We start from the raw sequence: 11,381 nt of genomic DNA, 5'->3' as shown, positions 1-11,381 counted from the left end.
AATATACTAATACGGATGAAATCAAAACGTTATTTCATCCATTTCTCAGCCCAATTTTGGACTTCATCCATAACACTTTCTAACGCTTTTCCCTTGTCCGTTAAGCCGTACTCGATTCGAACTGGTACTTCTGGATAAACATTACGAACTACAATGCCTTCGCTTTCCAATTCCTTTAAACGCTCTGATAACATACGATCGCTCATATTCGGTATAATATCTGCGATTTCTCTAAAACGTTTTGACTCTTCCAGCAAAGATTTAATAATTAAGCCAGTCCATTTCTTACTAAGCAAAGTAAAAGCTGACTCAAACTTTGGACATAAACAAGAATTATGCTCCATATGTTTCACCTCTCTTCTATTATAATATAGTTTCTTGTAAAAAGTAAGTTATAAAACTTTCTTCATTATTTTATTTTACGTACATTTTACCATTTCCAAATATTAACTTGTCAACTTCACGTAAAATATCCGTAAAAAAACCCTCTTCCGAAAGAGAGCTTTTTATATCTTTATTACTTCGTATACCATCCAAGACCTAGTGCACCTTCACCTAAATGCGTTCCAATTACAGCACCGAAATAACCTGTACGGATTGTAACATGAGGATATTTTGCTTCTAATTCTGCCTTCCATTCATTCGCTTCCTCTTCACGTTGTGCATGAATGATAACTGCTTCCATAGGTACACCTTTACTTGCTTGCTCATCAAAAATTTCAATGATACGTTTTAACGCTTTTTTACGCGTACGAATCTTTTCAAACGGGATAATGATTTTGTCCCTAAAATATAAAACCGGCTTTACTTGTAACAGACTACCGATGAAAGCTTGCGCACTATTTAATCGGCCTCCACGTTGTAAATGGTGTAAATCATCTACTACAAAATAAGCGTCCATCGTTTTCTTCATTTCATCAAAACGGGCGATAATCTCTTTTGGATCCTTCCCTTCGCTTGCTAGCTTTGCACCTTCACGCACGTAGAATCCTTGTACTTCACAACTAATTTCAGAGTCGTACGTATATACATCAATACCCTCTACCATTTGACCAGCTGTCGTTGAAGTTTGATATGTACCACTAATCCCACTTGAAAGATGAATGCTAATAACTGCATCATAATCCTTAGATAATTCTTCATATAGCTCAACAAACTTTCCGATTGCTGGTTGAGAGGTTTTTGGAAGTTCTTCTTGCTCACGTACTTTTACATAAAAATCATCTGCTGAAATTTCAGCTTCTTCTTGATAAGATTCCGTTCCAAACACAACGTTTAATGGAATCATATATATATTGAGTTCATCACGAATATGCTTCGGTATATATGCTGTACTATCAGTAACAATAGCTGTTTTCATTTTCGTACCTGCCTTATAAAAAAGTTTTTATTTCCTAATTTTACACGAAAACTAAAAATGGTGCATCCATACATGAAAATGCGGGTTTGAAATTATACTCATCATCTCGACAAATTACAACAAAAAGGTAAAACACTCACCAAAAATTTCAGCTTATTTATAAAAAATGTTTGAATATAAAAACGCCCGCTTTTAAAATGTAAAGTACTAGTCATTTTGATGGATAGGAGCGTATACAAGTGTTATTACAATATTTAACAATAAAAGACTACGGTGAACACGAAATTGTTATTCAAAAATCAAGATTCATCTGTTATGTTAGTCGTGCTACAACCGAAGAAGAGGCTCAAGAATTCATACAAAAAATCAAAAAACAAAACTGGAATGCAACACATAATTGTTCTGCTTATTTAATTGGCGAACAAGATCAAATTCAAAAAGCAAATGATGATGGTGAACCTAGCGGTACAGCTGGCGTACCTATGTTAGAGGTACTAAAAAAACGCGGTTTAAAAGATACCGTCGTTGTCGTTACCCGCTATTTTGGTGGCATCAAACTGGGCGCTGGTGGATTAATTCGCGCATATGGAAAATGTACAAGCGAAGGCATTAATCATGTCGGTGTTGTCGAGCGAAAATTAATGCGTGTTATACAGACCGAAATTGATTACACATTACTTGGCAAAATTGAAAATGAATTACGCAATTCAAAATATGCCATTAAAGATATACATTACCTCGAAAATGTCACATTTGATACGTATGTAGAAGAAGATGGAAAACAAGCATTCACGGATTGGATGATTGAATTAACAAATGGGAAATGTACAATTACAGAAGGAGATATGTTGTACTTAGAACAAGATGTTATCTAAGAATAACTACTGTATCGCCTTTAAAGATTAATGTAGTGAATTAATTTCCTACAAATGAACTAAGGAGATTATATATGGAAGAACGTTATTATCATCTCCAAAATAGCAGAATAAAGAAGAAACGAAGAAGAAAGTTTTTCTACTTCCTTATTTTCTTATTTTTATTTGGTAGTGTAGGACTTTATATATTAAATTCCTACTCTTCTCTCATGGGGATGTATAGTGGTTTTACTCGTGAAAAATCGGATTTGAGAACCGAAGATGTAGAAATTACAAAGGAGCCTTTTACACTCCTTATTATGGGTATAGAAGATTATGCAACAGACGGCCAAAACGGTCGTACAGATTCATTAATGTTTGCGACAGTCAATCCGAAAACGCAAAAGATTTCGCTTATGAGTATTCCTCGGGATAGTCGCGTTCCAATTGTCGGAAAGAATAAAGAGGACAAAATTAACGCTGCGCATGCTTACGGCGGAGAAGAAATGGCAATCAAAACTGTCGAAGGTTTTCTAAAAGTGCCTGTCGACCATTATCTTAAAATTGATTTCCAAGGCTTTAAAGGTATTGTTGATGCTGTTGGCGGTGTGACTGTTGATGTCCCCTTCGACTTTTGGGAGCGTTCAGACGTGGATTACTACAAAAAAATCGAATTTAAGCAAGGACAACAAGAATTAAATGGTGAAGAAGCACTCGCTTACGTTCGTATGCGAAAGCAAGATCCGAATGGTGACTATGGTCGTGCCGCTAGACAAAGACAATTACTAGCTGCTGTTGTTCAAAAACTAAATTCCACCTCTACCGTATTTAAAATTAAAGATTTGACAGCAGTCGTTGGAAAATATATAAAAACTGACATTCCTATTTCTGATGGCCTTGCTCTTTACAAGAAACTTTCTGGGTTTGATCCTTCCACAATACAAACACTCAAACTTGAAGGAGAAGACAAAAAAATAGGTGGTATTTATTACTTCCTTCCAGATCCAAACGGTGTTGAGGCAGTACGTAACGAAATTAAAAAAGAACTAGGAGAAAAGGTAACCACGCAAGAAAATTCAACAACAAAAACGGAATCCACTCCTTCTTCAAATTCGAACTCTAACGAGAAAGCGAAGAAAGAAACGAATCAGAACAAAACACCAACTGATCCCCCTCCTTCTACGAATGCTCATGCAGAGTGGATTATGAGAAATCAGCAATAAAACAGCCAAATCGCATGCGATTTGGCTGTTTTTTTATTTATTAAAATGTTTTAAGATTGCTTCTACAATACGCTCTGATGCACGGCCATCACCGTACGGATTAGATGCTTTTGACATCTTATCATGAGCTTCTTTGTCTGATAACAACTCATCAGCAAGACTAAAGATTGTCTCTTCGTCTGTTCCCGCTAATTTCAACGTACCTGCTTCAATACCTTCTGGACGCTCTGTTGTATCACGAAGAACAAGAACCGGTACACCTAATGACGGAGCTTCCTCTTGTACACCACCAGAATCAGTTAGCATTAAGTATGAACGAGCTGCAACATTGTGGAAATCAATTACATCTAGCGGCTCAATTAAATGAATGCGGCCATGATCGCCTAAAATATCATTTGCAGTTTCACGAACAACAGGGTTCATATGAACAGGATACACAACTTGTACGTCTTCATGCTTATCAACAAGACGCTTAATTGCACGGAACATATTACGCATTGGCTCTCCTAGGTTTTCACGACGGTGAGCTGTCATAAGTACAAGACGATCACTTCCAAGTTTCTCTAGTACAGGATGACTATATGTTTCTTTTACAGTCGTTTTTAGTGCGTCAATCGCTGTATTTCCTGTTATGAAAATACGTGATTCATCTTTATTTTCTTTCTGTAAGTTCGTTGCTGATTTTGCTGTAGGTGAGAAATGAAGATCTGCCATTACGCCTGTTAATTGACGATTCATCTCTTCTGGGTATGGAGAATATTTATCCCATGTACGAAGTCCTGCCTCGACATGACCTACTGGAATTTGATTATAGAAAGCAGCTAAGCTTGCAATAAACGTTGTCGTCGTATCACCATGTACAAGTACGATATCCGGCTTTGCTTCTTTCATTACTTTATCCAAACCTTCTAAACCACGCGTTGTAATATCGATTAAAGTTTGGCGATCCTTCATAATATTCAAATCGAAATCTGGTGTAATTCCAAAGATACTTAATACTTGGTCTAACATTTGACGATGTTGTGCTGTTACAGTCACAATTGATTCAATTTTCTCTGGATGCTTTTGCAACTCTAATACAAGAGGTGCCATTTTAATTGCTTCTGGACGTGTCCCGAAAATTGTCATTACTTTTAAACGTTCAGTCATTTCATTGCCTCTTTTCTTTCACTAGTTACAAATCCTATTATGACATATAAGAATATACATGAATACATACCTTTTTAACGAATAACGGAAAAATCCCTCTTATGAATACTTTCTCTTCCAACAGAATAATAATCTATTCCCTGTTTCTTAACATCCTCATTAGTATAACAATTTCTTCCATCAAATAAAATAGGTTCTCTCATAAGTTGTACGTACTTTCCTAACGGATACGTTCGGATAGCCTCCCATTCTGTCACGATAAAAGCCGCACTCGCTCCTCTAATCGATTCATCTATACATTCGCTATATTGTATAGTCTCCCCAAAGATATTTTTCATATTTTGAATCGCCTTCGGGTCATATAGTACTATGTCTGCACCTATATTCATTAATTCTTGTATCATAATAAGGGACGGTGCGTCTCTTATATCATCTGTATTCGGTTTAAATGCTGCTCCCAGCACTGCAATTCGCTTCTTGTTCATATTTACTACTTTCTTCGCTTTCTCAATCAATAATAGCTGTTGTTTATTATTTACTTCAATAACGGCTTTTAACAAACGAAAATCATGTGCCACATTCCCTGCAATTTGCACAAGCGCTTTCGTATCTTTCGGAAAACACGATCCCCCGTAACCAATGCCCGCATTTAAAAAAGACGACCCAATTCTCTTATCCATTCCCATTCCTTTTGCAACATCTAATACATTAGCTCCTACCTTCTCACATATATTTGAAATTTCATTGATAAAACTAATTTTTGTCGCTAAAAAGGCATTCGATGCGTATTTAATCATCTCTGCACTTTTTATATCTGTAACATACGTTTGCAAATGTAATTTACTATATAAATTCTCAACTTTTCGCGCCGCTTCCTCATTATCAGCTCCAATTACAATACGATCTCCCTGAAAAAAATCGTAAATCCCTGAACCCTCCCGTAAAAATTCGGGATTCGATACAATATGTAACTCATGCCTATTTTGTAATGTCTCCTCAATCCATCCCCTCATAGCACCATTCGTCCCTACAGGAACAGTACTTTTTGTAACAACAATAATGTCTTTAGTCGCATATGCTCCAATATCAAAACATGCATTTTGAATATATGTTAAATCTGCTGTCCCATCTAATAACGATGGCGTTCCAACTGTAATAAATATAAATTCTGCATCATGAAATGCTTCTTCTTTACTTGTTGTAAAAGTTAAACGATTATTCTCACACGCATCATGTATTAATTCATATAAGCCAGCTTCATAAATAGGCAGATTCCCTTGTTTTATCCGTTCCATTTTCTCATCATTTATATCAAAACATGTAACCGAATGTCCCAATACTGCCAATCCTACTCCTGTAATCAATCCAACGTATCCGGTACCTATTATCGTAATTTTCATTTCCTTTTCGCACAGGAATATACAATAGAAAATATACGAATACATAGAATTTCCCCTGTGCTTCCCCCTCTCACATTAAAAATGAGAAAACTCTTTTACTTCTTTATTATATGAATTACTTTCTTCATTCTTTTTTAAGTTTTTGTAAAATTAAATATTGTCCATAAAACCAATAGAAATTTTACCGAGATTAAAGCTGCACGTTCAGGCTTGAAAAATTCCCACATTTTAACACGGAACTTACTCATTTCTACGTGTAACACTTATAATATTGAAATAAAATTATTCGCTATTAAAGAGAAAGAGAAAATGTCATATTCCAAAGCCCAATACGATTAACCTTCTCAAACGATTCAACATTCTGTATACCATTGTCATATATTCTATCTGCTTCCATTTACCATAAAACGAAAAAAAGATTGAATTCTAATCTTTTTGTGATACCATATGTTATGAGCCTGTAAATAAACATCATAATTTTCAGATAAATATATTTAAAAAAATTACGTTAGACTATAAAAGGGTGGGGTATTAATGGACTCACAAGTGATTTATGCCATTTTGGCATCTTTCATCACTGTACTCGTCGTTACTCCTTTAGTTATTAAGTTAGCTTTTAAAATAGGAGCAACAGATAAGCCAAACGCGCGTAAAGTGCACCAAAAGATTATGCCTCGTCTTGGCGGGTTAGCAATATTTATTGGTGTGGCTGTTGGATTTGTTGTCGGTGGCTTATACGAACAAAGAATGTTATCGATAACGCTAGGTGCGATTATCATTGTAATCATCGGTATTTTAGATGATATGTACGAGTTATCTGCGAAGGTAAAATTCGGTGGACAACTATTAGTTGCCATTATGATTGTAAAAAGTGGATTATTAGTGCAAGTATTATATATTCCAATCCTCGGGGATACTGAACTTGGATGGCTTGCTTACCCAATTACAGTATTTTGGATTGTAGGTATTACAAATGCAATCAACTTAATTGACGGCTTAGATGGATTATCCGCTGGTATTTCATCTATCGTACTGGCAACGCTAGCATACATGGCCTTCACTAGCCCATGGGGTACTGGAACGGCTATCATTTTACCTCTAGCACTAATTGCACTTGCAAGTACAATTGGATTTTTATTCTACAACTTCCATCCAGCAAAAATTTTCATGGGAGATACAGGAGCACTATTTTTAGGATACTGTATTTCTGTTATATCGTTACTCGGATTATACAAAAGTGTAACGCTATTCAGCTTTATCGTTCCAGTTATCATTTTAGGCGTGCCTGTATTTGATACGACATTTGCAATTATCCGTCGTATCGTAAATAAAAAACCTATTTCAGCACCAGATAAGTCGCATTTACATCACCGTTTACTTGCAATGGGCTTCTCTCATCGTAAAACGGTACTAATTATATACGCATTCGGTATTTTCTTTAGTGTAAATGCAATCATTTTCTCTAGTGCGACATTATGGTTATCCATTATTCTTCTTTTCGTTTTAATCTTCTTTACAGAGATTATTGCTGAAGTAATTGGACTTGTACATGAACGTTACAAACCACTTATTTCCTTTTATAAAAAAGTGAAAAAACGCGAAGACTAATTGTAGTATAGCCTTTACTATTATGAAATATTCAAATAGCATCCTCTTTCTTATAAGAGGATGCTATTTTTATTCATTATTTTATATTTCCAAAATATAGCTTGTTTGAGAGTTCCACTATTGGAGAAAGATATACATAATAAGAAAAGGATTATATTTTCTTTTTTACATCTTGATTGTCAAACTGAGGGTGAATGTTATGATCAAGCGAGTATTTCAATACATTATTTTATTTTTAACGATTACTATGTACGCGTCATCTCATGCAGGAGCAACTACCATTCCCCCTGCTGAACATCATCCAAATACCGAAACTACCTCTTCTACCCAAAAAATCGCGTACTTAACATTTGATGACGGACCAAACAAATATACTACGCAAATTTTAAACATCTTAAAAGAAAAGAACGGAAAAGCAACTTTCTTTGTTATTGGTGGAAAAGTACCACATTATAAAAAGACAATGCAACGATTAATTAAAGATGGACATTATATCGGACTTCACAGTATGTCCCATGATGTAAAACGCCTTTACACTGGTGACCCATCTACTTTAATTACAGAAATGGAACAAGCACAAAGCATCGTTCAGCAAGTTACAAAATTAAATTCACATCTCGTTCGTGTCCCGTATGGTAGCATGCCTTACTTAAAAAAGAATTACCGTGATGCACTTGTATCAGCCCAGTATAAAATGTGGGATTGGACAATCGATACATACGACTGGAAAAGCTATGATAATCCTTCTGCCATACTAGAAAGGGTACGTAATCAGAGCGATGAACAAGTCGAAGTAATTTTAATGCATGATTCGAGTGTAACCGTACAAATACTGCCACAAGTAATTGATTACTTACAGTCACAAGGATACAAGCTTCTTCCCTATAATCCATCTTCTCATCTCGAAGTAAACTTTTGGAAAGACACAAGATTGTAACAGCTTTAGTGCCTATGTGCTAAAGCTGTTTTATTTTTCTCTTCCCACCCTTCCCATTTTTGTGTAAAATTTTAAATAGTGATGAAGTTTCGAGGTGAATAGAAATGAAACGAATAGATCTCATTTTTAACGCAATACAAAAAGGCAATTATACAGAAGGTGTAACTGCATCAGAACTCGCTACCCTGTTGCAGCTAGATCGAGCCAATGTAAGTAGCGACTTAAACAAACTCGTAAAAGATAAACGTTTATTAAAAACAAATACGCGTCCTGTTCGTTTTTATATAGAAACGAACACTTCGTTGGAAACGCATTCAAAAGAAGTAACTTCATTAGATACATTTGCAGTTGAAAATACGAGCCTTAAAATCGCAATCGAAAAAGCGAAAGCTTCTATTCTCTATCCTCCAAACGGTATGCATACTTTACTGCTCGGAGAAACAGGCGTCGGAAAATCCATGTTTGCTTCTTTAATGCACGAATATGCAATTGAAGTTGAACAGCTTCCTAAAAATGCACCATTTATCGTCTTTAACTGTGCTGATTATGCAAATAACCCACAGCTACTACTCGGGCAATTATTTGGGATTAAAAAAGGAGCGTATACAGGGGCAAGTGATCAAAAAGGGTTAATTGAAAAAGCACATGAAGGAATCCTTTTCTTAGATGAGGTACATCGCCTTCCTCCAGAGGGACAAGAAATGCTTTTCACCTTTATTGACCGCGGAGTATATCGCCGCCTTGGAGAAACAGAAAACGAACGTAAAGCACAAGTATTGATCATTACTGCAACAACAGAAGAACCAAATTCATTTTTATTAAAAACATTTACAAGACGTATACCGATGACTGTCACGCTGCCACCACTTCGTGAGCGTACACATAAAGAACGTTTTGCTTTACTGCAACTATTTTTCACAAACGAAGCAATTCGCTTGCGAAAAGAAATTCACGTTAGTCCGAATGCAATGCGTGCTTTCGTCTTTTACAATTGTCCCAATAACATCGGCCAATTAAAAACGGATGTACAAATTGCCTGTGCGAAAGCCTATTCTGACTTCGTGACAAAGAAACGTGATTCTGTCTATGTTTCAAGCACAGACTTACCTTGGTATATGAAAGAAGGACTATTCATTGAAAGAAAGAGCCGTCATCTATACCAAATACCGAATGAAACATTTATATTTACAGGTGATGAAGGTTGGAGTAATCATAAAATAGAAAATGAAAAACAGTCTTCTATTTACGATTATATTGACTATAAATATGAAGAACTTCAAGCTCGTGGTATTGAAGAGGAAGAATTAGAATTACTAATAGAAAATGATATTCAAAGCTTTTTCGTACAATATTTTAACCAAATGTCAAAAAAGACAAGTCATGAAAATGTTTTTAAAATTGTAGATCGTAATATCGTTTCCGTTTGTGAAAAAATTGCTGAACTTGCTGAAAAACATTTATCCAAGACGTTCGATGAAAAAGTATTTCTCGCTTTAAGTTTACATGTACAGACAACTCTACAACGTTTACAGGCTGGAAAACAAATTCATCACCCACAATTAAATCAAATTCGTACGAAATATAAAGAAGCTTTTTCCGTAGCTATGCAATGCATTCAACTACTGGAAGACGAATTACAAATAACAATGCCTATCGATGAAGCAGGCTTTTTAACAATGTTCTTCGTTGTTGATCCAATTCCTGCCTCACAAACAGAAGTAAAAGTATTAATATTAGCGCACGGCAACGGCATAGCAACAGAAATGGCAAACGTCGCAAATGAACTGCTCGGCATTGACGAAGTAACCGGTATCGATATGCCGTTACATGAATCGCCGAAAGATTTCTTAGAGCGTGTGAAAGTGTATATGAAAACACTCCAAAATGTAAACGGGCTTCTCTTACTCGTTGATATGGGATCTCTCGCTTATATTGGTGATATATTAGAAACTGAGTTCAAAATTCCAGTGCGTGTTCTTTCCATGACAAGCACTCCACATGCACTAGAAGCGGCTCGAAAAGCTCAGCTTGGCTACTCGTTAGATGCATTATATGAAACGGTGAAGAACTTAACACCGTTTTACTTAAACGTACAAGAAGAAAAGAAAAAACCACTATCACCAATGAAATCTGTTATTTTGACAGCTTGTTTAACTGGGGAAGGCAGTGCTTTAGCTATTCAAAAAATGTTGGAGAACTATTTGCGATTTGACAAAGACTTAATTGAAATCATTCCGATTAGTATCGTCCATGAAAAAGATTTAACGAAAATGATTGAGAACATAAAAAAAGAGCGGAACATTATTTGTATCGTCACGAATTTCGATGTACAAGTGCCATGCTTAACATATCATTTCCAAGACATTGTAAACTACACAGCGATTCAGCCAATTCAAGAATTAATTACGTACGAAGAAACATATGCAAAAATGGCTGATATTCTTGAACAACAAATGCAGCGTAACGACGGAGCATTACTTATTAAAACGATCCGTTACGCATTGAATACAATTCAAGAATTAATTTCCTTACAGCTAACTCCTGACAGTTTAATGGGTGTTATTCTGCATATGAGCTGTATGGTTGACCGTCTTCAAAAGGGAGAAAGCCTCCTCCCTCATCCAGATAAAGAGAAACGAAGACAAGATGAATACTGGATGTATATGAAAGTAAAAAAAGCATTGCAGCCAATTGAAAATACATTTGAAATACAAATACCTGATGACGAAGTGTTTTATGTTATGGACTTCTTCATTAAAAATCAGCCTGTAAAAAATTAATCGTGGCAATTTTTTAGTATATCGACTGTAACTCGGATTATATCAGCGATTTTTCAAATATATCGGCGCA

Annotated in this window: 9 protein-coding genes; 5 read left to right on the top strand and 4 right to left on the bottom strand. The window is 35.7% G+C overall.

Going from position 1 to position 11,381, the window contains the following annotated elements:
- Nucleotides 1-29 precede the first annotated feature (29 nt).
- Together ACTFSI_RS18645 and ACTFSI_RS18640 are read right to left on the bottom strand one after the other, a co-directional pair.
- Nucleotides 30-344, bottom strand: a complete 315-nt coding sequence (locus ACTFSI_RS18645; protein ID WP_000400857.1) for a winged helix-turn-helix transcriptional regulator — start codon at nucleotides 342-344, stop codon at nucleotides 30-32.
- 173 nt (nucleotides 345-517) lie between these two features.
- The gene (locus ACTFSI_RS18640) at nucleotides 518-1,360 is read right to left on the bottom strand and encodes a DegV family protein (RefSeq protein WP_000844764.1); all 843 of its coding nucleotides are present in this window, start codon (nucleotides 1,358-1,360) and stop codon (nucleotides 518-520) included.
- A 239-nt stretch (nucleotides 1,361-1,599) separates the two neighbouring features.
- Between ACTFSI_RS18640 and ACTFSI_RS18635 the strand changes: the two genes are divergently transcribed.
- Complete coding sequence (locus ACTFSI_RS18635) at nucleotides 1,600-2,235, top strand: YigZ family protein (RefSeq protein WP_000926680.1); 636 nt, start codon at nucleotides 1,600-1,602, stop codon at nucleotides 2,233-2,235.
- Between the two features lie 74 nt (nucleotides 2,236-2,309).
- On the top strand, nucleotides 2,310-3,437 hold the full coding sequence (locus tag ACTFSI_RS18630) for an LCP family protein (RefSeq protein WP_000392773.1): 1,128 nt from the start codon (nucleotides 2,310-2,312) through the stop codon (nucleotides 3,435-3,437).
- A gap of 33 nt (nucleotides 3,438-3,470) precedes the next feature.
- Here the strand turns inward: ACTFSI_RS18630 and wecB are convergent, their stop codons facing one another.
- Nucleotides 3,471-4,586, bottom strand: a complete 1,116-nt coding sequence (gene wecB / locus ACTFSI_RS18625; protein WP_000140134.1) for a non-hydrolyzing UDP-N-acetylglucosamine 2-epimerase — start codon at nucleotides 4,584-4,586, stop codon at nucleotides 3,471-3,473.
- Nucleotides 4,587-4,660: 74 nt separating this feature from the next.
- Nucleotides 4,661-6,031 (bottom strand): UDP-glucose dehydrogenase family protein, encoded by a 1,371-nt coding sequence (locus tag ACTFSI_RS18620; RefSeq protein ID WP_000287652.1) that lies wholly within the window; start codon nucleotides 6,029-6,031, stop codon nucleotides 4,661-4,663.
- A gap of 489 nt (nucleotides 6,032-6,520) precedes the next feature.
- Between ACTFSI_RS18620 and ACTFSI_RS18615 the strand changes: the two genes are divergently transcribed.
- The 3 genes from ACTFSI_RS18615 (at nucleotide 6,521) to ACTFSI_RS18605 (ending at nucleotide 11,311) form a co-directional block, all read left to right on the top strand.
- Nucleotides 6,521-7,594 carry a glycosyltransferase family 4 protein gene (locus tag ACTFSI_RS18615; RefSeq protein ID WP_000378310.1) on the top strand — a complete coding sequence of 358 codons (1,074 nt, stop codon included), beginning with the start codon at nucleotides 6,521-6,523 and terminating at the stop codon, nucleotides 7,592-7,594.
- Nucleotides 7,595-7,793: 199 nt separating this feature from the next.
- Nucleotides 7,794-8,531 carry a polysaccharide deacetylase family protein gene (locus ACTFSI_RS18610; protein WP_000597164.1) on the top strand — a complete coding sequence of 246 codons (738 nt, stop codon included), beginning with the start codon at nucleotides 7,794-7,796 and terminating at the stop codon, nucleotides 8,529-8,531.
- Nucleotides 8,532-8,635: 104 nt separating this feature from the next.
- Nucleotides 8,636-11,311 (top strand): PRD domain-containing protein, encoded by a 2,676-nt coding sequence (locus ACTFSI_RS18605; protein ID WP_000820980.1) that lies wholly within the window; start codon nucleotides 8,636-8,638, stop codon nucleotides 11,309-11,311.
- Nucleotides 11,312-11,381 lie beyond the last annotated feature (70 nt).

It is taken from the genome of Bacillus cereus group sp. MYBK101-2, assembly GCF_051918845.1.
Classification (GTDB): domain Bacteria; phylum Bacillota; class Bacilli; order Bacillales; family Bacillaceae_G; genus Bacillus_A; species Bacillus_A paranthracis.
This window is presented reverse-complemented; position numbering and strand designations above follow the sequence as displayed.

What these genes read in the sequence shown, in the direction of transcription:
- wecB (WP_000140134.1), bottom strand. Translation starts at nt 4,586, where the DNA reads ATGACTGAACGTTTAAAAGTAATGACAATTTTCGGGACACGTCCAGAA.
- ACTFSI_RS18615 (WP_000378310.1), top strand. Translation starts at nt 6,521, where the DNA reads ATGGACTCACAAGTGATTTATGCCATTTTGGCATCTTTCATCACTGTA.
- ACTFSI_RS18610 (WP_000597164.1), top strand. Translation starts at nt 7,794, where the DNA reads ATGATCAAGCGAGTATTTCAATACATTATTTTATTTTTAACGATTACT.
- ACTFSI_RS18640 (WP_000844764.1), bottom strand. Translation starts at nt 1,360, where the DNA reads ATGAAAACAGCTATTGTTACTGATAGTACAGCATATATACCGAAGCAT.
- ACTFSI_RS18620 (WP_000287652.1), bottom strand. Translation starts at nt 6,031, where the DNA reads ATGTATTCGTATATTTTCTATTGTATATTCCTGTGCGAAAAGGAAATG.
- ACTFSI_RS18645 (WP_000400857.1), bottom strand. Translation starts at nt 344, where the DNA reads ATGGAGCATAATTCTTGTTTATGTCCAAAGTTTGAGTCAGCTTTTACT.
- ACTFSI_RS18605 (WP_000820980.1), top strand. Translation starts at nt 8,636, where the DNA reads ATGAAACGAATAGATCTCATTTTTAACGCAATACAAAAAGGCAATTAT.
- ACTFSI_RS18630 (WP_000392773.1), top strand. Translation starts at nt 2,310, where the DNA reads ATGGAAGAACGTTATTATCATCTCCAAAATAGCAGAATAAAGAAGAAA.